This is a genomic window from Lysinibacillus sp. NPDC094177 (assembly GCF_050279145.1).
In the GTDB taxonomy this organism is placed as follows: Bacteria; Bacillota; Bacilli; order Bacillales_A; family Planococcaceae; genus Lysinibacillus.
Genome location: NZ_JBNNTW010000001.1, coordinates 399,563 through 425,554, shown reverse-complemented (window position 1 = coordinate 425,554; position 25,992 = coordinate 399,563). Strand labels below are relative to the sequence as shown.

The window sequence follows — 25,992 nt, the reverse complement described above, 5'->3', positions numbered from 1 at the left end:
GTTTTAGAACGTTATTTAAAGATGGTGATGGATTTGGCAGGGAAGATTCCTGAAGAAGTGATTGAACAGATTCGCACACAATCAGATATTGTAGATGTCATAAGCGAATACATGCAGCTTACAAAGCGTGGGCGCAATTGGTTTGGTCTCTGTCCATTTCATGGAGAACAAACGCCATCTTTTTCTGTGTCATCAGACAAACAAATTTTTCATTGCTTTGGTTGTGGTGCAGGTGGTAATGCTATTACTTTTGTCATGGATATAGAAGGCGTTTCTTTTCCTGACGCAGTCGTGAAACTTGGTGAACGTGTTGGCATACATTTAGATGTGGGGCCAAGTTTACCTGAAGTAACGAAAAAGGTATCTAAAGCAGAAGAAAGGATGAAAGAAGCACACGCTTTTGCTGCAGATTTCTTTCATCATTTACTGTTAAATACGGAAGATGGTGAAGAACCTTTAAATTATTTGCTAGAAAGAGGATTTACAAGGGAACTTATAGAATCTAATAGCATTGGATGGTCTCTTCCAAGCTTTGATGCATTAACGATATTGCTTGAAAGAAAAGGTTATAACTTACAAGAAATCGCGGAAAGTGGTTTAATAATCAAGCGAGAAGGGGAAGAACGCTATTTTGATCGTTTTAGAGGGCGTATTATGTTTCCCATTCGTGATGAGAACGGTAAGATTATAGCATTCTCAGGACGAATACTTGCATCGACTGGTGAAGAGGCAAAATATTTAAATAGTCCAGAATCACCGATTTTTCAAAAGAGTGAAGTGCTATATAACCTAGATAAAGCACGAACCTCAATTAGAAAAAATCGTCAAGTAGTATTGATGGAAGGATTTATGGATGTTTTAGCAGCAACCTCTGTTGGTGTAACGAATGCTGTAGCAACAATGGGCACTTCGCTTACGAATCAGCATATCACAAAGCTAAAGCGCTTAGTAGAGCAGATTACGATTTGCTATGACGGTGATAATGCAGGTTTTGATGCGGCAAAAAGAGCGGCACAGTTACTTCAAACGGAACGTATGAAAGTTAATATTGCGGTGTTACCAGATAAGCTAGATCCCGATGAATACATTCGTAGTTTAGGTGGACAAGCATTTAAAGAACAAATTTTGGAAAACCCTCATGCGTATATTGCTTTTATGATGATGCATGCTAGACGAAATAAGAACTTTCAGTTTGAAAATGATACGCTTCAATATATTCAAGAGGTTCTTGAACAACTGGTAGGAAGATCATCACCAGTTGAACGAGATTTGTATATAAGACAGCTATCGAATGAAACAAATATCTCGGAAGAAGCGATTTATGCTCAATTCCGAAAGCTAGAGGCAAATCAGGTCCGTTCTGCAAAAGTAGAAATGCCTGTTCAACCGCCTTCGATGCCGGTCACTCCGCAACATAAGCCTATGGACGCAGCCGAACGTGCCGAACGTTTATTACTGGCTCATATGCTTCATAATATAGATGTAGTGGACAGGGTATTACGTAGTGAGCAAAAAGATCCGTTTGTACGAGATGCCTATATGGCAGTTTTTGTTCGCTTAGTAGGATTTTATGAGGAATATGGTCATCCTGATTATCAGCGTTTTGTTGAGATATTAGATGACTCTGAATTACGAAAGATTGTAATGGAAGCGGCTTTAGCGGAACGGGATCCCGACCAAGCAGAGGCTGAGGTCGCAGATTCAATACGTCAGCTGCAAAAATATAGAATTGAGCAAGAAATTCAACAAAAGATGCATGAGTCAAAGGAAGCGGAGAAGATGCATGAGTATGTGCGTGCACTTGAAATCGCCCAACAGATTATTCATTTAAGAAAATCGTTATCGGCGATTTAACCCGATTCGGTTGTTAGAAGGAGGAAGGTTTATGGCGGACAAGTCAGAACGTTCAAAAGAGGTAGAAGTAGAAATTACATTAGATGAAGCAAAAAAATTACTACAAGAAAAAGCAAAAACAGAAGGTGAAATTTCTATGAAAGAAATTTCAGAGAAACTAGCGCCTTATGAATTGGAGAATGAAGAGATTTTCCATTTTGCTGAAGATCTTGAAAAGAATAAAGACATTCAAATCATCGGAAAAGAAGAATTTGAAGAAGAGAGCTTAATGAAAGAAGAAGCAAATGAAGAGACTTTCGATTTAAATGATTTGAGTGTGCCACCAGGTGTTAAAATAAATGACCCTGTACGAATGTATTTAAAAGAAATTGGTCGAGTTGATTTACTTTCTGCCGAGCAAGAAATCGCATTAGCGGAACGTATTGAGCAAGGTGACGAAGAAGCACGTAAACGTTTAGCAGAAGCAAACTTACGTCTTGTTGTATCGATTGCGAAGCGATATGTTGGCCGTGGTATGCTATTCCTTGATTTAATTCAAGAGGGGAATATGGGGCTTATCAAGGCTGTTGAGAAATTTGATTACCGTAAAGGCTTTAAATTCTCCACTTATGCAACATGGTGGATTCGCCAAGCAATTACACGTGCAATTGCGGACCAAGCACGTACAATCCGTATTCCAGTGCATATGGTAGAAACAATTAATAAATTAATTCGAGTACAACGACAATTATTACAGGACTTAGGTCGCGAGCCATCTCCAGAAGAAATTGGGGAAGAAATGGATTTAACACCTGAAAAAGTACGTGAAATTCTAAAAATTGCGCAAGAACCAGTATCTCTTGAAACACCAATTGGAGAAGAAGATGATTCACATTTAGGGGACTTTATTGAAGATTCTGAAGCTCAATCTCCATCTGACCATGCAGCTTATGAATTGTTAAAAGAACAATTAGAGGATGTGTTAGATACATTAACTGACCGTGAAGAAAATGTCCTTCGCTTACGTTTCGGTTTAGATGATGGTCGCACACGTACTTTAGAAGAAGTAGGGAAAGTATTTGGTGTAACACGTGAGCGTATTCGCCAAATTGAAGCTAAGGCGCTTAGAAAATTACGCCACCCTTCTCGTAGCAAACGTTTAAAAGACTTCTTAGAATAAAGATAAATAGGTTGGGGCTATCTAATTAGGATGACTAATTGGGTAGCCCTTTTTATGCTTCTTTAGAATCAGGAGAATACGCGAATAAGCAAAGTTTATCAAAAGAAAATATTGTTTAGAAAATATTTATATCGTGTATTAGAGTTAGACAATCAAAATATTTTTGCTACTTTATACAGATGTGTTTTTTTATATTTTGAGATAAAATTGTAATAACAACCATTATAAAGCAATGTTTGGAGTAAACACTATGACAAATCCTCGAAAAAAAATAATCTTGAATGAGATTTTGTTTTGGAAGCAGAATAAGCTATTACCAGAGCATTACTGTGACTTTTTAGCGGCTCTTTATGCAGAGGGGGAAGATCTAGAGGAGTTAGAACCAGTACATCATAAACAAGCCATATTGCCTTCAGAAAAAAGAAAGTTGTTACTTTTAATTGCAAGTATATGTATTGCAATGATTGCGCTGTTAACTATTTATTTTACAATATCATCTGTAACGTTAACGTTAATTTTAACGATTGTCGTTGGAATAGCTGCCTTGATATTATTTCTAATGGCGTTTCGAACGGCACAAAAAAATGATTTATTAGCACCTGTTTTCCATTTATTAGCTGCAATTTTATTGTTTAGTATGTCTATTCGTATTTACACTACATATTTTAATGGAAATAATATTGCCTTGTTTTGCTTGATTGCAGCAAACTGTGGGGTTTGGCTTTGGTCAGGTATAAAAATGAAGCTACTTTATTTCACGGTCTCAGGTGTACTAGGTTTACTAGCACTGATTGGCTATTATATCATAAACTTATTATAAGAAATTCACTTCGTAAATTAGTTTCACTGACAAGACAAGAATCTGTTTGCTTTTAAAAAGCTTACGGATTCTTTTTATATCAAAATTTGTATTTGAAATGATCTTACATTAACTTCCCCTAAAAGCCTTATTGTAGACTAATAATCAGTGAGATGAAGAAAACCCACTAGTATTTTGAGATAATAATTTAGCTAATGTAAAAAAAAGATATTTTTATTTTCTTGGTATATGAATGTGCAAAGAGAGGAAAGATAAAAGCATGTAAAGAATCTAATTGTTAAAAAGGTAATGGTTAGTCCAAATATTGGAGATTTCAAGACATATTTTATCCAATAGTTACAGAAATGTCGAATTTGTTACAAACAAAGGAAAACTTAGCGAATAGGGCTTTTCGTTTCATGGTTAATGAAGTACAATATTAGATGTTGACTGATTCTATATTATCATAGAAGTAGATTTAAAATGAGGAGGGGAAACATATGAAAAACAATCCAGTCGTTCCTTACATCTTAATTTTAGCATTTGGTATTGGCCTTATTTTCTTCATGTCTTTAACAGGCGCAGAGAACAAAAAAGAAATCGCTGCTGAAAAAGAAGGTGGTGGCGAAAAAACAGAAGCTACTGATGACGGTGCTGCATTAGTACAATCTTGTATTAGTTGTCACGGTGCTGACTTAAAAGGGGCTTATGGTCCAAATCTACACGGCAAAGATGAAGCTCGTATCGTAGAAGTTTTAACAAAAGGTATCCCAGGAACTCCAATGGAGCCTGGTATGAAAAACGAAGCGGAAGCAAAAGCAATCGCTAAGTACATTTCAACTCTAAAATAGTCTAAAAATGTAGCTGTACTGAAAGCGTTTAAGCGTAATCGGTACAGCTACAATTTATTTACCTTCATTTCAATTCATGAAAAAAATGGAGTTGCTCAAAAATTTGAGTCAACTCCATTTGTTTTTTTTCACGACATCATACATACTAAGAATGGACACTATTTAAGACAGGCGGTAAAAAAATGAATGCACAAAAATTATCAAAGCGATTAGAAACAGTAGCAAAATATGTACCCTCTGGTGCGATTGTAGCTGATATTGGCAGCGACCATGCATATTTACCATGCTACTTAATTCATAAAGGTATTGCTTCTTATGCGATAGCTGGGGAAGTTGTGAAAGGACCATTTGAATCAGCAGTAGGACAGGTACAAAAGGAAGGCTTAACAGAAAAAATTACAGTAAGACTTGCGAATGGCTTAGCGGCAGTGGAAGAAGCTGATCACGTAGATACAGTTACTATTGCTGGGATGGGTGGACCTCTTATTGTCTCCATTTTGGAGAAGCATCCTGAAAAACTGCAAGGGGTAACAAGGCTTATTTTGCAACCAAATATTCATGCTAAAGTGATTCGCGAATGGGCACTAGCACATAATTGGGCAATACAAGACGAAGAAATTTTAGAGGAAGACGAAAAAATTTATGAAATTCTTGTATTGCAAAGAAGCTCAATGACGTTAACGGAACCAGAAATTTTATTTGGGCCGAAATTAATGCAACGAAAATCACCAGCATTTATTAAAAAGTGGTTACGTGAAAAAGAAAATTGGCAGCGTGTATTACAGTCCATAGAAGGGGCAGATCAAACACCTGAAATTGAAGAAAAACGGGCAGAATTAGTGGCTCTACTCAATATAGTAGAAGGGGTTCTGTGAGATGAAAACAGTAAATGGTCAGGAAATTATCCAATTATTCGAATCATGGTCACCTAAAAAGCTGGCCTGTATGGAAAATGACCCAATTGGTCTTGCAATCGGTACATTAAATAAACCTGTAAGTAAAGTATTAGTCACATTAGATGTTAATGATGCAGTAGCTGAGGAGGCTATTGCTCAAGGATGCGAGCTAATAATAGCGCATCATCCACCGATTTTTAGACGTCTTTCGAATATTCGTACTGACAGTCCAGCAGGGCGTTTATATGAAAAGCTTATAAAAAATGATATTGCCGTTTACGCAGCACATACGAATCTAGATGTGGCTGAAGGTGGTGTCAACGATTTACTAGCAGATGCTCTACAGCTTGAAAACCGTTCTATTTTGGAAGAAACATATGCGGAAAATATGTTGAAGATGGCAGTTTTTATACCGACTGCAAATGCCAATGATTTACGTGCGGCATTAGCAAAGTCAGGTGCTGGTCGTATTGGAGATTATGAAGCGTGTAGTTATACTACTTTAGGAGAAGGACGTTTCCGTGCACTGGCAAGTGCAAATCCACATGTAGGTTCTATTGGTGAATTACATGTTGAAGAAGAAGTGAAAGTAGAAGTGGTTTTTCCGGAACCCATAAAAAATCGTGTATTAAAGGCAATGTTAAACGCACATCCATATGAAGAACCTGCCTATGATATCATTCGCCTAGACCAGCAAACGAATAAAATGGGCTTAGGACGAGTTGGTTATTTACCACAAGAAATGACACTTCATGAATTTACACAATTTGTTAAGCAACAGCTAGATGTACCTGCTGTCCGAGTTGTTGGTGATTTACAGTCAAAGGTGAAAAAAGTCGCGCTTGTTGGTGGCGACGGCAATAAATATATCTATTCTGCGAAACGTGCTGGGGCAGATGTATTTTTAACGGGAGATATGTATTTCCATACTGCCCAGGACGCTCAAGCAATTGGTCTACAAATCGTAGATCCAGGTCATCATGTTGAGAAAGTGATGATTGCAGGAGTAGCTAAAAAGATGGCAAGAATGTGTGAGGATAAAAAATATTCTGTTGAATTTGTCCAATCTACTATTCATACAGAACCATTTTTATTCGTGTAAGAGAGGGGAATAGGCTGTGGCGACTGAAAGACCTGCTGGCAATAAAGCTGGCAAGTTATGGATTATGATTGGTTTGCTAATTGCTGTGTTTGGCGTAGGTATGACATTCATGACGAATACGATGAATGCCAAAAAAATTGATGCTATGACCGAGCAATGTGAAAAAGATGGTGGAGAAGCCATTGTTTCAAAGGAAAAGAATTTTCTATCAACAAACTATTCATTTAAATGTAAACAGTAATAATAACAAGGCTGAATTATAGTATTAGATATAATTCAGTCTTTTTGTGTATGCATGCATTAATTTTAGAATGTTATGATAGGTAAGTATAAATTGCTATGAGAGGAGAGTTTTGAATTGTTTATTCGATTAACAAAAGAACAACAGGAAACAATAATAGCTGATATTCAACGATATTTCTATAATAATCGTGATGAGGATATTACAGAATTTGAAGCAGAAAGAGTATTTGATTTTATAAAGGAAAATATTTCTCCGCATATATATAATGCGGCTATCACGGATGCAAAATATGTTGTAGAAAGACAATATGCATCGATTGAGGATGAGCTTGCAGCATTAGAAAGACCTATTAAGATAAAATAATTTTACTCGAATCAAATAATTGGCAATTTTTATAATTATATGATATTTTTATCTTGGATTAAAGATAATTTGATTCAAAGTAAAAAATAATGATTTTAATTAACCATCCATGCAATGAATAAAGGAATGGATTCCTGTACAACATGGCTAGGAGAACCGTTTTTAAATTCAAATGAATGATTCGGTCACAATATGAGGGATGAATGAAGGAGGAGTAATATGTTAAAAATTGGGGTTATTTTAGGAAGTACACGTGAAGGACGTTTAAGTCCACAAGTTGGAGAATGGGTACAGGCAGTAGCAGAAAAACGCGGTGATGCAGCATATGAAATAATTGATATCGCTGATTTTAAATTACCACTTCTAGGTGAGCCAGGAGGAGATACTTCTGGAGTAGCTGCTTGGTCAGAAAAGGTAGCTGCCTGTGATGGTTTTGTATTTATCGCTGCAGAATATAACCATTCCATTACGGGTGCATTAAAAAATGCTTTAGATTATTTACGTAACGAATGGAATAATAAAGCAGCAGGTATTGTTTCTTACGGCTCTGTTGGTGGTGCTAGAGCAGCTGAACATTTACGTGGTATTCTTGGTGAATTATTAGTAGCTGATGTTCGTGTACATCCTGCTTTATCATTATTTACAGACTTCGAAAACGGCGCGATTAAACCAAAGGATGTACAAACAGATTCAGTAAATCAAATGTTAGATCAACTTATCCCTTGGGCAACAGCATTGAAAACAATTCGATAAGAGTTTTAAGCAGTATGTACAGTAAAGAGTGCATATTGCTTTTTTTATGGAAAAACGCATTGGTTGTTATTAACTGTTTTTAAAACATAGAGATCGAACATCACTCTCTTTCAATTTTTTAAATGGAAAAACGTTTTAGAATTACTTAGGTTTTTTTATGAGCTTTGTCTCAGCTACGATGCTTTGAATTTATGAAACTTTTCAAGTGGAAATTCGTATCCATTAATGTAAGTGAATTGGGTATTAGAGAAGAAGGATTGGAGTGTAATGTGTGATACAAAAAAACTAAGAATGAATTTTGAGTATGATTTAATGCAATGGGACAGATTTAAAAGGGAAAGGAAATGCATATGAAAATTATTACTGTGCATCATTATGATGCGTTTAGCGTGATACCTAATATGGGAAATCCAGCGGGTGTCGTCATAGAGGGAGATCAATATAGTGAAATAGAAATGCAAGCGATTGCTATGCAAGTAGGCTTTAATGAAACAGCTTTTGCGCTAAAATCGGATAAAGCAGATTTACGTATACGTTATTTCACGCCAGGCCATGAGGTGAATTTATGTGGACATGCTACAATGGCAACGATTTATGCACTAAAAACAAAAGGATTACTAGTAGATAAGCCAAAAATAACTATTGAGACAAAAGCGGGAATTCTTCCAATTGAGATAAAAGAACAACAAGCAGGGGAAATTTACATTACTTTGCAACATGCAACACCTCAGTTTAAAGAATTTAATGGTTCAAAAGCTAAGCTTGCACAATCAATAGGATTATCAGAGCAAGCAATACACCCTGATTTACCAATAGTCTATGGAAGTACGGGGATATGGACATTGCTCATACCTATTAAAAATTTATCATACTTTAAAAAAATGACGCCGCAATCCGAAGATTTTCCAACCATCCTAGAAGAAATGCCGAAAGCATCTTTGCATCCTTTTTGCTTAGAGGCGTTTGATATTAATGCTGATATGCATGCAAGGCATTTTTCATCTCCTTACTCTGGGACAATTGAAGATATTGCTACAGGTACTGCCTCTGGTGTTATGGGAGCGTATTTTGCAGAGTATATTCAACGACAAGCACAATTACCGAAAACGCTAATCGTCGAACAAGGTCAGGAACTTGGCAAGGATGGACGTGTCCTTGTTCATGTAAATAGTGATGAGGGGAAATTGAATATTTCGATCACGGGAACTGCTGTGCATGTGAAGGAACTAAAGGTGCAATTATAATAAGAAGGGCCGCTTAAAGTATTTTCATCACTTAAGAAGCGGCCATTTTTTCTGAAATGTCATCCATTCCATTAATGTTTTATTTCTTCAATGACTTTTTCTTTTAAATCTGCATCCATAGAGGAAAGTTTAACGTTATTTGTGAGACGTTCTTTTAATTCTCTATCTGTCATAATACCACGTTCTTCTAAGATTTGTACAAGTAGATCTAATGTCATTAAATTTTTAATGTCCGCTGCTTTTGTATCCATTTTAAATACCTCCAAAGTATAGTATTTCTACCTCTTTAGTGTACTCCTTTTTTAGAAGGACGGCGTAAAATGGTCAAAACAAAGCGAAAATATTTCGTGTCCCGGAATATATTGAAAGATTCTAGCAGTAGTGGAAGACAAGTAATAGCTAAAAAATTTTTCATTATCTATTTAAACCGGTATGTATTTATGTTATTTAGAAGCTTACTCTCTGTTGATAGAACTTTGTTTTCCGTGCTAGAGCCGTCCACTTCGCCGCCAAAACTGCTATTTCCGCCGCTAAAGCCGAAACGGAAATCAACCTCATTCTATGACGATAAGCCTCCTAATTACTCATTGAAAATAATGCCTGATACAGAGTTGCAAGCAAAGCAACAAAAAGCGAATCATCTGAGTTAAAAAGCTTAAAAGATACACCAGTACGTACAAGTTCAGTTTCTATATTACTGGCGCTTGCTATTTTTTCATCGTTACAATATAAATAGGCAGTCGAAGTAAAATCCTTTTCAAAGCGAAAAGCGAGTCCATCCATTGTAAAAGAGTAAGAGGATTCAAGTAATTGAACCGTCTTCCGTTGTATCGGTAAAATTGATCCATCTGGCATAATAAGTTGATGGCTAACACCCTTTGTTAATAGTGTAGATTGAACTTGAAAAAGTGGTGCACCTAAAGTAGTGCGAGTTTCATAGCGATGTGGTAATGACTGTTGTGCAGCAACTAACATTACCGCGTTGATTACCTTTCCAACGGATGAACGTTCTACCTTTTGTAGCACACAAACAGTCTCATTTTGTTCATTCACAATAGGAATATTTGAAAAGCTTTCGAATGCTTTTGGGTAAGTAAGGGTAAATGTAGACATATATAAACCTCCAATTTACTTACTATACGAGTAAGCAGCACTGGAGGTTTCATATTGAAAAGGAAAAATAAAAGGCTGACCGAATGTGAATTTTTCACGTATGGCCAGCTTTCATTTTTTTTATTGAGGTGTGACTTTTCCAGCAAGAGCACGTTTTTCTTGCTCTGGATCGAATTCTTTTTCCATTTTTGAAACGACAACTGTTGCTACCCCATTACCAATTAAGTTTGTAACGGCGCGAGCCTCTGACATAAAGCGGTCGACCCCGATTAAAAGTGCAATCCCTTCCACTGGAATCATAGGGAATGCTGCTAATGTTGCTGCGAGCGTAATAAAGCCTGATCCTGTTACACCGGCTGCTCCTTTAGAGGTTAGCATTAAAATAGCAAGCAATGTAATTTGATGCCATATATCCAAATCAACCCCATAAGCTTGTGCGATAAAGATAGCCGCCATGGATAAGTAAATGGACGTACCATCTAAGTTAAAGGAGTACCCTGTTGGAACGACAAGACCAACGACCTGTTTAGAGCAACCATAGTTTTCTAATTTACGCATCATCGAAGGTAGTGCAGACTCTGATGACGATGTCCCAATAACGATAAAAATTTCATCTTTAATATATTTAATAAACTTAAAAATATTGAACCCGAAGTAACTTGTAATTAGGCCGAGGATGACTACGATAAAAATAAACATCGTAACATAAACGGATAACATTAAAAATCCTAAGTTTCCAAGAGATTTAAGACCGAAATTTCCGATTGTGTAGCTCATTGCACCAAATGCACCAATTGGGGAAACCTTCATGACCATATTAACAATTTTAAAGAATATATCTGCTACTTGTTCGAAAAATTTAATAACTGGTTTAGCTGGTTCACCAATAGCAGCAGCCGCTAAGCCAAATAAAACAGCTGAGAATAATACGGGTAATAACTCTCCATTTGCAAGTGCGCCGACAACATTATCAGGAATAATTTGCATAATAAATGCACCAAAGCCATGCTCTGTAGCGGCCGCCGCCTGTGTATATTGGGAAATATCTGCACCGTTTGCAGCAGCTGTATTAAAGCCTTTACCAGGTTTTACAATATTGACAACGATTAAGCCGATTGCTAGTGCGAATGTAGAGACAATTTCAAAATAAATTAATGCCTTCCCGCCAATTTTACCAACTTTTTTTACATCGCCCATACTACCAATTCCAATAACAACTGTTAAGAAAATGATAGGAGCTATTAACATCTTAATTAATTTAATAAAAATATCTGCTAATATTTTTAACTTCGCTCCGAACTCTGGAAACGTAGCACCTACAATAATACCTAGCACAATGGCAATCAGTACTTGTACAGTTAAGTTTTTAAAATTTATACGCATGAAGTTCTCCCCTTACTCTATTTATGAATATTATGTGAACGCTTTCATGAGGTTTATCATAGCTGAAATTTTCCGACAATAGTTTTTATGACCGTAATGTTTCTATTGTTCATTTTGTTCATTTTTAGTCGGATGGCGAATGAACTTAGGAATAGCAAGGGTTAGGGGCTGTTTTATAGTAGTTTGTAATTTTGGGATCTATTATAATACAAAAGAAAAAAATCCCCACGCTAGTGAGGATTTTATCATTAATGAACAAAAGTATCGATTCCATAATAATAGGGAATGTAGAAAATCCCGCTGATTAAAGTTGCACGTTAACGGGAAACTATATTTTCAATTTCCGATAAAACATCGTTATTTTGTACATTGTTTCTATAAAAATCATAGACAGGCGCTAGTTTTTCTTTAAAGCGTTGGCGTTCCTTATTGCTCATCGTATAAATCTCGAAATTATCCTGCTGTTCAAGTTTTTGCAAATCTTCTTCGTTCATTTTTACAGCCTGTTTAAATTGCCAGTCTGTTGTTTCTTTCATAGCCTCTATAATCTGTTTTTGGATTTTTAAAGGTAAGGACTTCCAAAACCTTTCGTTCATTAAAACAGTATATCCTAAAATGCCATGATTAGTTAATGTCATATTCTTCTGCACCTTATAGAAACCTTTAGAATAAATATTTGATGATGTGTTTTCCTGAGCATCAATAGTATTCGATTCTAAATCAGTAAAAACCTCGCTAAAGGAAGTCGGGATTGGTGTAGCCCCAACAGCCTCGAATTGCTTTTGAAGAGTTTTACTTGGCATTGTACGGACACGCAAGCCTTTTAAATCTTCAAATTTATGAATAGGGTGATCGACAGAGGTTAATTGTTTGAAGCCATTATGCCAAAAGCCCAGTCCTTTTATGTGAAAAGGTTTAAGCTCGTTTAACAATTGTTCACCGATCGAACCTGTAAGTACCTCATGAACTTCATCATCCGTGTTAAAAAGGTAAGGTAAATCAAGAACCTGCCAATTTGTTATGTAGGATGTCACCTTTGAGAAAGAAGGGATAATCATTTCCACTTCTCCATTTTGCAAAGCTTGAAACTCATTTTCATCATTAAATAAGGAGGAGTTTGGGTAGACGTGTACCTTCACCTCACCATTTGTTTTCTCTTCAACAAGCTCGGCGAATTTACTTGCAGCTTGTCCTTTTGGTGTATTCTCAGCTACAACATGACTTAAATGAATCGTAATTTGTGTATCCAAGCCTTTTTGTTCATCGTCATAGGGGAGGGGTTTGGCGAATAGTAAGCCTTGTTGAACACCAATTGCTATTGTTAATAGTAGAACGGTTGTTATTGTTCCAATAATAAATTTTTTCATCTATTACACCCATTTTATTCGTATTTTCTGATGTTTTTGTTATTCTAACATATGGAGTAAGCTAAAATATAGTAAGAGGGAGGCGTACATCTTGAAATTTCAAAAATTATCGATGAAGAGAAAAATCATGTCTCTGACTTTTTTTATTCTTATGCTCTCCTTTAGTATAGGTGGTACATTTTTGCTAGGGTTCGTAATGAATGAACAAAAGGATAAGCTTGGAAATCAGGCTTTACTTGTGGCAAAAACAGTATCGCAACTTCCTGAGCTGAAAACTTACATTTCAAATAATAATTTTAACGAGGCCACTAAACATATTAATCCTGTAGTGGATGAAATACGAGATATAAATGGCGCACAGTATATTGTTGTACTTGATATGCAAAGGCGCAAGTACTCACATCCAAATACAGAGGAAATCGGACAAATCTCGAAGTCAGATGATCTAAATGCTGCGTTTTCTGAGCATTATTATTCATCCATCGCACATGGTGAACATGGAAATATGGTACGAGCATTCGTCCCGATCATGAGTAAAGAAGGTAGACAAATAGGTGTAGTAGTAGTAGGCTATAGTGTTTTAACTGTTGCAGAGTTACTACATTCTATTCAAACAGAATTAATGATTACTATCTTATTGTCTCTTTTCTTTAGTGCATGGGGGGCTCAAACTTTAGGACTCCATATGAAAAAGCAAATGTTTGGGCTAGAGCCCCATGAAATTGCTAAAATGTATGTAGAACGAACAGAAACCTTTAACTCGATGCATGAAGGTATTATTGCCATTGATAATGAATTGACAATCACAATATTTAATGAAAAAGCATGTGAAATATTAGGTGTTCACAAACAACCGTCCACATTAATAGGGAGGAAAATTATTGACATATTACCTGATACACGATTACCAGAAATTTTGGAGCTAGATCAACCCATTTTCAATCGTGAGCTCTATATTAATGACAACAGTATTATGAGTAATCGCATTCCTATACAAGTTAATGGAAAAACGGTTGGAGCAGTGGCCATGTTTAAGGATCGTACGGAAGTGAAAAAGCTTGCAGAGGAATTAACCGGTGTTAAGGCATTTGTACAAGCATTACGCGTACAAACACATGAGCATAAAAATAAATTGCACACTATTGCTGGACTTTTGCAGCTTGGTCATCATGAACAAGCACTTTCTTACTTAACGCAAGTTAAAGAAGAACACGATGAAATTACAAACTTTTTAAATGAACGGATAAAAAATGAAAATATTTCAGGGCTATTGCTTAGTAAAATTTCCTATGCAAAAGAACAGGGAATTCTACTGGAGATTGACAGAGAAAGCCGTTTGACAACATTCCCTAACAATTTAGATCATCATGATTTCGTTATTTTATTTGGTAACTTAATTGAAAATGCTTTTGATGCCTTAAGGGATGTACAAATTGAAGAAAAAATGATCCATGTTTCTGTTGATGAGGATGAGGATGTGCTAGCCATCTTAGTAACGGATAATGGTATAGGCATGACAAATGAAGTAAAGGCACAGATTTTTGATAATGGCTATTCAACAAAAGAAAATAAAGGTCGAGGCATTGGACTTTTCTTAATAAAAGAAATTGTACAGAAAGGAAATGGCGAAATAGAAGTCATAAGTGAACCGAATAAGGGAACAAGCTTTTTAATAACTTTTTATCATACTTAAATAGTTGAAGTAGAAGCGAGAAATTCTATGGGAAAAGTGTGGTGCTCTCTTAGATAGCTTCCTTAAGTGAAAAATTGCACATATAGAGATAGAACAGAGTGTATGGAGGGCTAATAGTGACACAAACAAAGGTTTTATTAATAGAGGACGATCCAATGGTGAGAGAGGTTAATCGCCAATTTATTGAAAAGATAGCTGGATTTGAAGTAATTGGACAGGCTTCAAATGGAGTTGAAGGGATTGCTCAAATTCGGAAACTTAAACCAGATTTAGTATTTATGGATATTTTCATGCCAGAACAGGATGGAGTGACAAGCTTACGCAAAATTCGTGAACTCAAGTTACCAGTAGATGTAATTACGGTAACTGCTGCAAATGATATGGAGACTGTAAAACAGGTCCTGCATCTTGGCGTCTTTGATTATATTATGAAACCTTTTTCATTTGAACGAGTACAAGGAACACTTGAAAATTATTTGCGCTTTAAAAAACAAATGCAAACTGAACGTGAGCTAACACAAGGCGAGCTTGATCAGTTATTCCATTATCATGGTGGGCATAATGAGGTTCAGCAATCAAATGTCTTACGGTCAGAAAAAAATTTACCAAAGGGTTTTAATCGTGCAACACTTGAGAAAGTTGTGCACTATTTGCAATCTGTAGAAGGAGCATCTGCAGAAGAAGTTGCTAGTGGCATTGGTATTGCGCGCGTAACAGCGAGACGATACTTAGATTATTTAGAGAAACAAGAGGAAATTACAATGGATGTTCATTATGGTGGCATTGGTCGTCCAATCAATTATTATTTTAGTAAATAATGAAAAAATCCTGATTGTCAGTTTTGCAATCAGGATTTTTTCAGTTAGTAAGGCATAATTTTTTCAACAGGCTTTGGCGTTTTAATTTTAGGTAAAATTTTATCTAATGTAACTGTACGATTAATGATATGTGTTGATTCATCATTTTCATCGAATTGCTCTAGGAATGAAATAACCTCTTTTACAATTGGTGTTGGCGTTGAAGCCCCTGCTGTAACAGCTACGGAATTAATTCCTTTTAACCATTCAATTTTTAGCTCAGAAACGTCTGCAATTCGATAGGATGGTGTCCCTGCTATTTCAACAGACACCTGCGTTAAACGATTCGAGTTATTGGATTTTGGATCACCAACAACAATAAGTAAATCTGCTTCCCCAGCTTGCTGAGCAACTGCCTCTTGACGTACCTGTGTTGCCAAACAAATCTCCTTATGCACTTCAATATGTGGGAATTTCTCTTTTAAACTATCCATTAGATGAGCAACATCCCATTGACTCATCGTCGTTTGATTCGTTACTAGTAATTTATCATTCGTTAAATTTAAAGCATCAATATCAATGGATGATTGCACTAAATGTACATGATCTGGTGCAACGCCAATTGCTCCCTCAGGCTCAGGATGGCCTTTTTTACCGATATAAATAATATCATAACCAGCGGCTGATTTTTCACGAATTAAATCGTGTGTAACTGTTACGTCAGGACATGTAGCATCAATGGATACTAAGCCTTTTCGCTTCGCAATTTCACGAATTTCGGGTGAAACACCATGCGCTGTGAAAATAACAGTGCCAGTTTCAACTTGTTCAATAATTTCTAAACGATTCTCGCCATCTAATGTGATGATGCCATCCTCTTCAAAGGCATCCGTGACATGTTTATTATGCACAATCATACCTAAAATGTAGATAGGTCTTGGTAATGTTTTATCGAGTGCGGCGTTTCGAGCGATGACCATCGCATCAACAACACCGTAGCAATAGCCACGTGGATTAATTTTTAATACTTGCATGGTTGTGACTCCTTTCAAGCGTACCTATCTACATTATAACGGACAGGGACGGCGAATACAAAGAAACGTTCATCTACATAGGTGGCTGAAAAATACGTGGCTTGGATGGAAGTGGGTCAGGAGGATTAAATGCTGCACTTTGCCGCGACGCTCTTCGACTTTTAGTAGAAGCTGCTCCTTCGCTAGCCGCTGCTCCAGCTGCTACTGCTCCTGTCCCTGCGGCAGCTCCTGCAGCAGGGAGACCTTGAAATCCTTTATACAATTTTAAAAGTGACGGAATATTTTTTACCATTGGCATTGCTTGCTGAATGTAAGGAGTATATGTTTTCGCTGAGTTAAATAAGTTATTCGCCTGCTGTAAAAATGAACCGATTTTTGAAGGTTCCTGTACTGGCATTTGTCCTCCAAATGATCCTATTCCACTAGACATTGGAAAGCCACCCGGCATTCGTGGATTTGGGAAGCCTCCAGGCGGGAAAAAGGATTGCGGTGACATTTGTGGAGGTGTTGGCATTTGCATGGGCATTTGCATGGGCATTTGCATTTGCATGGGCATTTGCATGGGCATTCTCATGCCACCAGGATACATCGGGAACTGTGGTCTAAATACCATAACGATCTCCTTTCGATAGTGATTTATCATTGATGACATACCTGATTATAAATATGATATGCAGAAGGGTAAGTTAGCGTTCGACACACACAAATTAATAACTAGGGCAATTGTAAATGCACCTCACTATATCCTGTAAGGTTTACTTATTTCATATTGTAGTCAATATGTAGTTGAAATTCTTAAAAACTACACATTTATTTCACTTTTTTGGCCGATCGTAAGGGTATAATGTTATGTTGGTAAGATTATCTTTGAAAAAGATGATTTTTGTAAGTTAATTAAGTGAAATATATTACATTAATGTAAATAAATTGTTAAAATATTCTTGCTAGACTAAAATAGCAGAGGTTAAAAATAGGAGGTATTCTGTGACAATTAAAGTTAGAAGTATAGTGTCATTTGGTCTTATTGTAATATTAGTTTTAATAATGGGGATTTTCCAAGAACAAAATGCCAAATCCCAACTTGAGCAAGTACATTTAATGAAAGAAAAAACACTTCAAACGACATTACTAGCAGATGAGATGAAGTTGTCGGTAGTACAGGTTCAGCAGTATTTGACTGATATTAGTGCCTCAAGAGCACTCAATAATTTAGATGATGGATTTGAGCAAGCAGAAAAATATAGCAAAGTTTTTTATCAGAATTTGGAGAAACTGAAAAATTTGCATCCGCAAGATCAGAAAAGATTAGAATCGATTAAAGTAGCGTTTGATGAGTATTATAGTACTGGTCAGAAAATGGCTAATAGCTATATTCAAGGTGGACCTGAGCTAGGGAATAAAATTATGCTAGAATTTGACACTACATCGGTTGAGATTAATGAAAAAGTAGATATGTTTCAGCAAGAAAACATTACAGAAATACAAAACTCTTTAGCGAATGTTGAAAAACTCATTGATGATAATATGCAGTGGTTCTTATGGATGTTCATCATTATTGTAATTATTTGTATAGTAGTTGGGGTTGTATTTGCACGTTCCATTGTTGTTCCTGTAAAAAAGCTAACTTCTGCAGCTAAGGTAATTGCTAAAGGAGATTTATGTCAAAAGGATATTGAAGTCAGGGCAAAGGATGAAATTAAAGATTTGGCAGATTCTTTTAATGTGATGAAGTCTAATTTACATTCACTAATACATAGCATGACCGTAAATGTTGAACATACAACATCAGCAGCAGAACAATTAGCAGCAAGTACAGATGAAATTTCACATTCATCTCATGATATTGCAAACCTCGTAGAGAGAATGGCCATCAGTGATAATCAAGCAGCTTCTACTGGTCGTGAAAGTTCGGTAGCAATGGATGAAACAGCACAAGGGGTTCAACGTATAGCAGAGGCTACTCAAATGCTTCATTCTAAAGCAGTAGACACACAATCTATTGCAAACGATGGAGAACAAACGTTGCATATCGCAGAAAACCAAATGTCGATTATCCAACAATCTTCAAATACAACAAATGAACGTATTAAGAAGCTAAGCACACAATCGGCTGAAATCGTTAATATAACGAAAGTAATAACTGAGATTACTGAGCAAACAAATCTTCTAGCACTAAATGCTGCGATTGAGGCGGCTCGTGCAGGAGAGCATGGAAAAGGCTTTGCGGTCGTGGCAGATGAAGTTCGCAAATTAGCTGAGGAATCCAAAACATCTGCTAATCAAATAGTGGATGTAATCGCACTTATTCAGCAAGAAACGAAAGAAGTAGAAAAGGCGGTAAGTGTTACTGTAGTGAATGTGGATGAGGGTGTCACATTTATTCAAAATGCGCAAAATTCCTTTGATGAAATTTTACATGCGATTGGTGATATGACATCTCAAATCGAGGACGTGTCAGCTTCTACACAACAAATTTCAGCAAGTATTGAAGAAATGGCAGCATCGGTCAATGAAATGTCTTCTTCTGCGGTTCATGCCGCAGAGCAATCTGATACAATTGCATCGACAATAGAAGAGCAAGCTGCAACCATTCAAGAAATTAATGCAGTTGCAAAAACATTAAGTGACGAAGCGGTGTCCGTGAAGGAAGAAATCAATAAATTTAAGATTTAACGATAGGGGACTATAGTGAACAAGACACTATAGTCTTTTTAATCATACTCTAGTACGTTAGACAGAAAATTTAAAAAAGCGAGGTAGCCTTCAAAGGATTTGGAACTACCTCGCTTTATTTTCTACAAATTTATTTATGGGTAACATCATTCAGTTTAGAAGGAGGGGCACAGACGTTAGAAGAACAACTCTTCTGTAAGGAGCATGCTGCGCATTTGCCCTTCTTCTGCTTTTTAATGCTCTTATATAAGGTAATACCAGCATAGCCAAAAATAATACAACCGATTAAAATATTAATCAATAAAGTCATTCTCTACACCTCACATCAATAAATTCCCGATACCATAAATTATAAGTGCAATAATATAAGCTACAGCAAATGGATAAAGTGTTGCAAATAGAGTCCATTTCACAGACTGTGTTTCCCTTTTTATTGCACCTACAGTGGCTAAACAAGGCATATAAAGTAACACAAAGGCCAAGAATGTATAGGCGCTTAAAGCAGTAAAATGAGTTGTCATTGTAGACGATAAGACACCTTCACTTACGCCATAAATAATCGCCATTGTCGAAACAATTACTTCTTTTGCCAGGAATCCAGCAATAAGGGATGCACCGGCTTGCCATGTTCCAAAGCCAAGTGGGATAAACAACACACCAAAAGCGCCTCCAATAATTGCTAAAAAGCTGTCATCCATATTGACATTAGCACCATGTGGTCCTAAATAAGAAAGAAGCCAAATAATAACGGAGCCAGCAAAGATTATAGTACCAGCTTTGCGGAAAAATCCTTTTCCTTTTTCCCAAGTGGAACGCCAAAGTGTTTTAAGCTGTGGTACATGATAGGCTGGTAATTCAACAATAAAAACAGAAGTTTCATTTTTTAAAATTGTCATAGATAATATTTTTGTTACAATAAGCGCTACCACAATACCCATAACATATAGGGAGAATACTACTAACGATTGATGTGCAGAAAAGAATGCTGCACCGAATAAAGCATATACAGGTAACCTTGCTGAGCAGCTCATAAACGGTGCAACAAGAATTGTTAATAGTCGTTCTTTTGGCTGTTCAATTGTTCTCGCAGCCATTACACCAGGAACGTTACATCCAAAGCTTACAATCATCGGAATAAAAGCCTTGCCATTTAAGCCGAAAAATTCCATAAGACGATCCATAACAACAGCAATTCGTGCCATATATCCTGAATCTTCTAATAGTGAAATAAAGAAAAATAAGACAAAGATTTGTGGAATGAAAACTAAGACGCCGCCAACACCTGCAATGATCCCATCACATATTAAATTAATAATAAAAGGGGCTGCACCAATAGCTTCTAAGCCTTGAGTTACCGTATCTGTTAGAGGGCCACCAACAAAGCCATCCAAGAAATCCGAAAGCGGGGTACCGATCCATGCAAACGTTGCTTGAAACATTAAAAACATAAGCGCTAAGAAAATCGGAATACCTAAAATCGGATGTGTTAGAATTTTATCAACTTTCTCTGACCATTGTGTTTCACTTTTCTCTTGTATGATTACTTCACTGTAAATATTAGAAATATATAAATCACGTTTTTTAGCAATAGCCTTATTTAATGGTTCACCTATTTGCTTCTCTAAAGCATCTCGCATTGCAGCAAGCTGTTCAAAGTATTCCTTTTCTTTCAAATAAGCGTCAACAGCTTCATTTCCCATTAAAAATTGAATGGTACACCATCTTCTTTGTTCCTCAGGAATATACTGTAACAAGGCTTCCATTTTTGCGATACCTTCTTCAATTAGGTCATCGTAGGTTAATGTAAAACGTTGTTGAGTACTATCTGAGGTTTGAATCGCGGTATAAATACCTTCGACACCTTTCCCGGTACGAGCACTTATTGGAATAACAGGTACTCCCAAAGAACTCTGTAATTTCTCGACATCAATTGATATGCCTTTCTTTTTCGCAACGTCTATCATATTTAAACAAACGAAAACAGGCTTCCTAAGTTCAAGTATATCCACAGTTAATTGCATATTTCGTTCGAAATTAGAGGCATCGATAATATTTAAAATTCCATCTGCCTGATCTTCAAGTAAAAATGTAGTAACAACACTTTCATCTCTTGAAATGGGGTTAAGAGTATATACACCAGGTAAATCAATAATTTCCTTTTGTAGTTTTTTTACTTGTCCTACTTTTTTTTCAACGGTTACACCACTCCAATTGCCAACGTATTCATATGAATTTGTCAACGTATTGAACAATGATGTTTTACCGATATTGGGGTTTCCTATTAAAGCTAATCTACTCATACTTGTTCGACCTTTATATCCATTAAATCTTTTTTTCTAAGTCCAATTTTCTGTCCTTGACATTCCAATATACAAGCTCCAGAAAACCATCCTTTTTGGACCATACAAATTTGACAGCCTTCCTTTATACCAAAAGCATTTAATCGTTTACATAAAAGAGTGTCAATTTGATGAAGATCTTTCACTTTAACTTTTTCACCCAATTGAACCGCGTGAAGGTTCATAAGATCTACCTACTTTCATTGTGAGTGATAATCATTATCAAATAAATAGTATCATTTTTTATCCAGTCTATCAATAAGAAGTTTACGGTTTAAAGTAATATTGGATTAGCAAAGTTAAAGCAAAATCAAACCTTATTCTTCATCATGACACCGAAGCATCCTATACCCAACGCGGACATGTGTCTGAATCAACTTTGAGTTAGCTGGATTGTCCTCTATTTTCTTTCGAAGAGTAGCCATAAAAACTCTTAGACTTGGAACGTCCGATTGAAGTGCGTTGTGCCAAATTTCCTTTAAAATAAAATTATGTGTTAAAACTTTACCGACATGCTTTGATAAAATAACTAAGAGTTTATATTCAATAGGTGTTAAATGTACTTCTTTTCCATTTACAAACACTGTATTTGCTGCGTAGTTTATTTGTAAATGACCATTTACAAAGACAGAGTGTTCATTATCTAACTGATGCTCAAAAGACATCCTTCTCAAAGCTACTCGAATTCGGGCTAATAGCTCTTCAACACTGAAAGGCTTTGTAACATAATCGTCTGCACCGGCATCTAAAGCATTGATTTTATCGTGCTCTTCGCCGCGTGCACTAACTACGATAATAGGTGTTTGAGTCCAGCTTCTAATTTTCGTTATAAGCTCGACACCGTCTATGTCTGGTAGTCCTAAATCCAAAATAAAAACATCTGGTTTCATGACGAGAGCCTTTTGCAGTGCGCTGCTACCGTCTCGTGCAATATCGAATTCATAATGCTGTGTAGCTAAAGTCATTTTAATTAAATTGCCAATGGCTACATCATCTTCTATTACAAGAATTCGTTTATTCATCAAATTTCATTACTCCTTTTGGTGCATCACCATAACGTGAGGTTGATTTCCGTTCCGAATGGGCGCTTTCCCTGGGGCGTCCGATGAGCGGCTTGTGCCAACAAATATTTTATGTGCGAAAGCGAAGCGACAGCAAAAGGGGTTCCTCTGTTGGCTCGCTCCAGGGTCTTGGGCCGACACGATGTTGGTCACGAAGGCGTTATCACAGGACGTGATGCTCTTAGCCTTCGTTCCTCTAAATCGCTGACCCCCAAGGAGTCGCCCATTCTCCACTCAACTTATATACACGACATATTTTTAATAAATGTCATTCCTAACTTTTGGTAATGGACCTTTTTTCAGCGTAAAGTTAAAAATCGTTCCTTTTGGTTTATTATCTGAAACTGTTATTTCACTATCATGTAATTTTAAAATAGTTTGACATAGCGCTAAGCCTAAACCCAAGCCTCTTCGACTATCGCTACGCTGTACTTTTCCGGTAGTAAATGGCTCAAAGAGGCTGTTTTTTATAGCATCATCAATGCCGGGTCCATCATCAGAAATGCTAAAGTGTACTAAACGTTCAGATTCTTTTACCTTTATACTAATAACACTACCTGAGGGAGTGTAAGTCAATGCATTATCAATAATATTAATTAGAACTTGAATAATCAGTCGCGCATCCATTAAAGCAAATAAAAATTCTGGTTCAATATGATAGGATATTTCATGTGTATTGTTTAGACGAACGACATGGGTCAGTGCCTCTTGAATAATATCTTCTACAAGTTCTAATTGCATTTCCAAAGCAAATTGTCCATCTTCTAACTTAGACACAGCAAGTAAATTTTCAACCATTTGTACAAGCCATTTCGAATTTTTATAAATATCCTCATATATTTTGCTTTTTTCATCCTCTCGAATTTGTGATGCATTGGATAGTAATATATCTGCATTACCAGAAATAGCAGTTAGTGGTGTTCTTAAATCATGAGAAACTGCGCGCAAAAGGTTTGCTCGCATTTGTTCCATTTCAGCTTCTCTAGCTACTTCTTCATTGAGTTTTTGTAAATACCATTTATCAAGTGCGAAAGAAAAATCATTGATAATGGCATGCAAAATATTACGCTCAAATGCAGGTAATGCTAATTGTTTTGACAGTGCAATGCCAATAACACCCTTAACATTTCCGTTAGAAATAACAGGTAAATAATAGGCATTCACTTCAGGAAATATATCAGTAGACACTCCTGCTACATGCTTATTATTTATGACCCAGCTAACTACACCATGTTCATTCGGATTCTCAAATAGGGAAGCTTTCTTTTTATTTTCAATGCTAGACATGCTCTCGGAACGGAAAAAAATAGATTTCACAACTAAATTATTTTCTATTTCAAAAAATTGTACTGGTTTTTCTACTAATTTAACGATTTGTGACATGCCTTCGGTAATAATTTCTTCTATTGACTTAGCATGTTGAAGCCTGCGATTTGTATCAAGGAGCACCTCCATTCGATAAGATTTACGAACAGCTACAATGGTTTGCTCCTTTATTTTTTTTGTTAAGCTACTTGTAATCACTCCTGAAAGGAACATGATAATAAAGGTTATCGGATAGTCGCGATGATAGGCCTCAAATGAAAAACGTGGTTCTGTAAATAAATAATTAAAAAGCAGTACTGCTATGCTGGAGCTAATGATGCTCATCAGCCATCCAGATGACCAAATGGCAAGAATTAAGACACCTAAAATATAGATCGTGATAATATTCGAATCACTTACACCAATTGTATAGAAGTACAACCCGATAATTGATGCTATCGCAAACACAATGATCATTTTAAATATATCAAGCCATTCAATTGACAACTTATTTTTCACATTAGGAAAGTAAAATTGTTCATTTTCCTGATCTGGTACTATGTGTATTGCTAAATTCGGTACTAATTCGTTCAGTCGATCGCTGATTTTTGTGCTTGATTGCCACCATTTTTTTCTCATGCTAGTTCTACCAATGACAAATTTAGTGACACCACTAATTTGTGCATAATTGGCTAGAGCAGCAGCTACATCATCTTCCTGAACTATTACGACATGGCCGCCAAGCTGTTCAACAAGTTTTATATGCTGCTGAAGCCGTTCAGAATTAGCGTTATTCCTATCATGCTCCTGTACGTTTTGAACGTAAAGAGCTGTAAATTTCCCATGTAATGCCTGTGCAAGTCGCGCGGTAGTTCGAATAACCTTGGCATTAGTAGGAGAGCTACTAATTCCAACAAGTAAATGCTCTTCGATTTGTACAGATTGCTTCATAGATTCACTGCTGTTAACCTGCTTATAGTTAATCGTATCTGCAGCTCTCCGTAGTGCAATTTCTCGAAGGGATACTAAATTTTGTTTACGAAAAAAAGATTGCAACGCTTTTTCAGCTTGTTGTTTTACATAAATTTTCCCTTCTTGTAAGCGTTGGATTAACTCATCTGGTTCAATATCGACAATCTTTATTTGTGCAGCTTGATCAATTAAATAATCCGGAATACGCTCTCGTACTTTTATTCCGGTTATTTCCTCTACTAAATCGTGTAGACTTTCAATATGTTGAATGTTTACTGTTGTATAGACATGAATACCTTTTGCAAGTAATTCCTCTACATCTCCAAAACGTTTCTTGTGACGCATCGTTGGAACGTTGGTATGTGCTAATTCATCAATAAGGATAATTTCCGGCTTGCGCTTCAGCACTGCATCAATATCTAATTCCTGAAAAGGTTTCCCTTTATAAATTGTTTTTTTCGTAGGGATTTGCTCAAGCCCTTCGAGTAAAGCTAACGTATCTGGACGAGGATGTGGTTCTACATAGCCAACTACCACATCTTTACCAAGTTTCTGTGCTTGATGTGCTGCATCTAGCATTGCATAAGTTTTACCTACTCCAGCAGCATAACCGAGAAAGATCTTTAGTTTTCCTGCAAATTGTTCCTCCTGTTGAAGCCTTGCTAAAAACGTCTCTGGAGTTGGACGTGTATTTTCCATCCTCTTTCACCTCATTTGTATTATAGCGTTATCTGCCATTAAGAAAGTGTTAAGATTTTCGCTCTTTATAATTTCTTAATAGAAAAAGCGATTTCCTAACACTACATTAATTTGAAAGTCAGTATGATGAGAGCATCCTAATTGGAAGAGGGGTGTTTCGATTGATGGACTTTTATATGATTGGCTTACTCATCATAAGCTTTGCATGTCTGTATGCGTTGACAGCTTGGTGTTTCAAGCTTGTCGAAGAAAAGTAAGGGGGAATAAAAATGTGGATCATTATGGGGATTG

24 protein-coding genes are annotated in these 25,992 nt (G+C 36.4%); 13 read left to right on the top strand and 11 right to left on the bottom strand.

Going from position 1 to position 25,992, the window contains the following annotated elements:
* Positions 1 to 21: 21 nt before the first annotated feature.
* The 10 genes from dnaG to ACQKNC_RS01970 all read left to right on the top strand — a co-directional run bounded on the left by dnaG (position 22) and on the right by ACQKNC_RS01970 (position 9,265).
* Complete coding sequence (gene dnaG / locus ACQKNC_RS02015) at positions 22 to 1,854, top strand: DNA primase (protein ID WP_427423221.1); 1,833 nt, start codon at positions 22 to 24, stop codon at positions 1,852 to 1,854.
* A 31-nt stretch (positions 1,855 to 1,885) separates the two neighbouring features.
* Positions 1,886 to 3,013: an RNA polymerase sigma factor RpoD gene (gene rpoD, locus ACQKNC_RS02010; RefSeq protein ID WP_427423220.1), complete on the top strand. Its 1,128-nt coding sequence runs from the start codon at positions 1,886 to 1,888 to the stop codon at positions 3,011 to 3,013.
* Positions 3,014 to 3,263: 250 nt separating this feature from the next.
* Positions 3,264 to 3,833 carry a hypothetical protein gene (locus tag ACQKNC_RS02005; RefSeq protein WP_427423219.1) on the top strand — a complete coding sequence of 190 codons (570 nt, stop codon included), beginning with the start codon at positions 3,264 to 3,266 and terminating at the stop codon, positions 3,831 to 3,833.
* A 479-nt stretch (positions 3,834 to 4,312) separates the two neighbouring features.
* Complete coding sequence (locus ACQKNC_RS02000; RefSeq protein WP_427423218.1) at positions 4,313 to 4,663, top strand: c-type cytochrome; 351 nt, start codon at positions 4,313 to 4,315, stop codon at positions 4,661 to 4,663.
* A 182-nt stretch (positions 4,664 to 4,845) separates the two neighbouring features.
* A complete protein-coding gene (locus tag ACQKNC_RS01995) occupies positions 4,846 to 5,538 on the top strand; it encodes a tRNA (adenine(22)-N(1))-methyltransferase (protein ID WP_427423217.1) in 693 nt (230 codons plus the stop codon).
* Between the two features lies 1 nt (position 5,539).
* Positions 5,540 to 6,661, top strand: coding sequence for a Nif3-like dinuclear metal center hexameric protein (locus ACQKNC_RS01990; protein WP_427423216.1), 1,122 nt, complete (start codon positions 5,540 to 5,542; stop codon positions 6,659 to 6,661).
* A 16-nt stretch (positions 6,662 to 6,677) separates the two neighbouring features.
* Positions 6,678 to 6,902 carry a hypothetical protein gene (locus ACQKNC_RS01985; protein WP_427423215.1) on the top strand — a complete coding sequence of 75 codons (225 nt, stop codon included), beginning with the start codon at positions 6,678 to 6,680 and terminating at the stop codon, positions 6,900 to 6,902.
* 117 nt (positions 6,903 to 7,019) lie between these two features.
* Positions 7,020 to 7,268, top strand: coding sequence for a DUF2164 domain-containing protein (locus tag ACQKNC_RS01980; RefSeq protein ID WP_427423214.1), 249 nt, complete (start codon positions 7,020 to 7,022; stop codon positions 7,266 to 7,268).
* A 219-nt stretch (positions 7,269 to 7,487) separates the two neighbouring features.
* Positions 7,488 to 8,021 carry an NADPH-dependent FMN reductase gene (locus ACQKNC_RS01975; RefSeq protein WP_427423213.1) on the top strand — a complete coding sequence of 178 codons (534 nt, stop codon included), beginning with the start codon at positions 7,488 to 7,490 and terminating at the stop codon, positions 8,019 to 8,021.
* Between the two features lie 350 nt (positions 8,022 to 8,371).
* Complete coding sequence (locus ACQKNC_RS01970; RefSeq protein WP_427423212.1) at positions 8,372 to 9,265, top strand: PhzF family phenazine biosynthesis isomerase; 894 nt, start codon at positions 8,372 to 8,374, stop codon at positions 9,263 to 9,265.
* A gap of 71 nt (positions 9,266 to 9,336) precedes the next feature.
* Here ACQKNC_RS01970 and ACQKNC_RS01965 read toward each other — a convergent pair whose 3' ends face one another.
* From ACQKNC_RS01965 to ACQKNC_RS01950, 4 genes are all read right to left on the bottom strand, one after another.
* On the bottom strand, positions 9,337 to 9,516 hold the full coding sequence (locus tag ACQKNC_RS01965) for a hypothetical protein (RefSeq protein ID WP_049663817.1): 180 nt from the start codon (positions 9,514 to 9,516) through the stop codon (positions 9,337 to 9,339).
* A gap of 325 nt (positions 9,517 to 9,841) precedes the next feature.
* Positions 9,842 to 10,378 (bottom strand): tubby C-terminal domain-like protein, encoded by a 537-nt coding sequence (locus ACQKNC_RS01960; protein WP_427423211.1) that lies wholly within the window; start codon positions 10,376 to 10,378, stop codon positions 9,842 to 9,844.
* A 120-nt stretch (positions 10,379 to 10,498) separates the two neighbouring features.
* The gene (locus ACQKNC_RS01955; RefSeq protein ID WP_427423210.1) at positions 10,499 to 11,761 is read right to left on the bottom strand and encodes a dicarboxylate/amino acid:cation symporter; all 1,263 of its coding nucleotides are present in this window, start codon (positions 11,759 to 11,761) and stop codon (positions 10,499 to 10,501) included.
* A 317-nt stretch (positions 11,762 to 12,078) separates the two neighbouring features.
* Positions 12,079 to 13,128: a TRAP transporter substrate-binding protein gene (locus ACQKNC_RS01950; RefSeq protein WP_427423209.1), complete on the bottom strand. Its 1,050-nt coding sequence runs from the start codon at positions 13,126 to 13,128 to the stop codon at positions 12,079 to 12,081.
* Between the two features lie 112 nt (positions 13,129 to 13,240).
* Here ACQKNC_RS01950 and ACQKNC_RS01945 point away from each other — a divergent pair, with 112 nt between their 5' ends.
* Both ACQKNC_RS01945 and ACQKNC_RS01940 read left to right on the top strand, forming a co-directional pair.
* Entirely contained in the window at positions 13,241 to 14,821 is a 1,581-nt protein-coding gene (locus ACQKNC_RS01945; protein WP_427423503.1) for an ATP-binding protein, read from the top strand.
* A 116-nt stretch (positions 14,822 to 14,937) separates the two neighbouring features.
* Entirely contained in the window at positions 14,938 to 15,639 is a 702-nt protein-coding gene (locus ACQKNC_RS01940) for a response regulator (protein ID WP_427423208.1), read from the top strand.
* A 44-nt stretch (positions 15,640 to 15,683) separates the two neighbouring features.
* Here ACQKNC_RS01940 and ACQKNC_RS01935 read toward each other — a convergent pair whose 3' ends face one another.
* Positions 15,684 to 16,652 carry a 4-hydroxy-3-methylbut-2-enyl diphosphate reductase gene (locus ACQKNC_RS01935; RefSeq protein WP_427423207.1) on the bottom strand — a complete coding sequence of 323 codons (969 nt, stop codon included), beginning with the start codon at positions 16,650 to 16,652 and terminating at the stop codon, positions 15,684 to 15,686.
* A 73-nt stretch (positions 16,653 to 16,725) separates the two neighbouring features.
* On the bottom strand, positions 16,726 to 17,265 hold the full coding sequence (gene vrrA / locus ACQKNC_RS01930; protein WP_427423206.1) for a VrrA/YqfQ family protein: 540 nt from the start codon (positions 17,263 to 17,265) through the stop codon (positions 16,726 to 16,728).
* A 371-nt stretch (positions 17,266 to 17,636) separates the two neighbouring features.
* On the opposite strand from vrrA, the gene ACQKNC_RS01925 reads away from it, so the two are divergent.
* Positions 17,637 to 19,325, top strand: a complete 1,689-nt coding sequence (locus ACQKNC_RS01925; RefSeq protein ID WP_427423205.1) for a methyl-accepting chemotaxis protein — start codon at positions 17,637 to 17,639, stop codon at positions 19,323 to 19,325.
* Between the two features lie 130 nt (positions 19,326 to 19,455).
* Here ACQKNC_RS01925 and ACQKNC_RS01920 read toward each other — a convergent pair whose 3' ends face one another.
* The 5 genes from ACQKNC_RS01920 to ACQKNC_RS01900 all read right to left on the bottom strand — a co-directional run bounded on the left by ACQKNC_RS01920 (position 19,456) and on the right by ACQKNC_RS01900 (position 25,701).
* Positions 19,456 to 19,635: a FeoB-associated Cys-rich membrane protein gene (locus tag ACQKNC_RS01920; RefSeq protein WP_427423204.1), complete on the bottom strand. Its 180-nt coding sequence runs from the start codon at positions 19,633 to 19,635 to the stop codon at positions 19,456 to 19,458.
* Between the two features lie 10 nt (positions 19,636 to 19,645).
* Complete coding sequence (feoB, locus tag ACQKNC_RS01915) at positions 19,646 to 21,625, bottom strand: ferrous iron transport protein B (RefSeq protein WP_427423203.1); 1,980 nt, start codon at positions 21,623 to 21,625, stop codon at positions 19,646 to 19,648.
* Positions 21,622 to 21,849, bottom strand: a complete 228-nt coding sequence (locus ACQKNC_RS01910; protein WP_427423202.1) for a FeoA family protein — start codon at positions 21,847 to 21,849, stop codon at positions 21,622 to 21,624. Before ACQKNC_RS01910 ends, feoB begins: the two co-directional genes overlap by 4 nt.
* Before the next feature lie 132 nt (positions 21,850 to 21,981).
* On the bottom strand, positions 21,982 to 22,686 hold the full coding sequence (locus ACQKNC_RS01905; RefSeq protein WP_427423201.1) for a response regulator transcription factor: 705 nt from the start codon (positions 22,684 to 22,686) through the stop codon (positions 21,982 to 21,984).
* Between the two features lie 297 nt (positions 22,687 to 22,983).
* On the bottom strand, positions 22,984 to 25,701 hold the full coding sequence (locus tag ACQKNC_RS01900; RefSeq protein WP_427423200.1) for a DUF4118 domain-containing protein: 2,718 nt from the start codon (positions 25,699 to 25,701) through the stop codon (positions 22,984 to 22,986).
* Positions 25,702 to 25,992 lie beyond the last annotated feature (291 nt).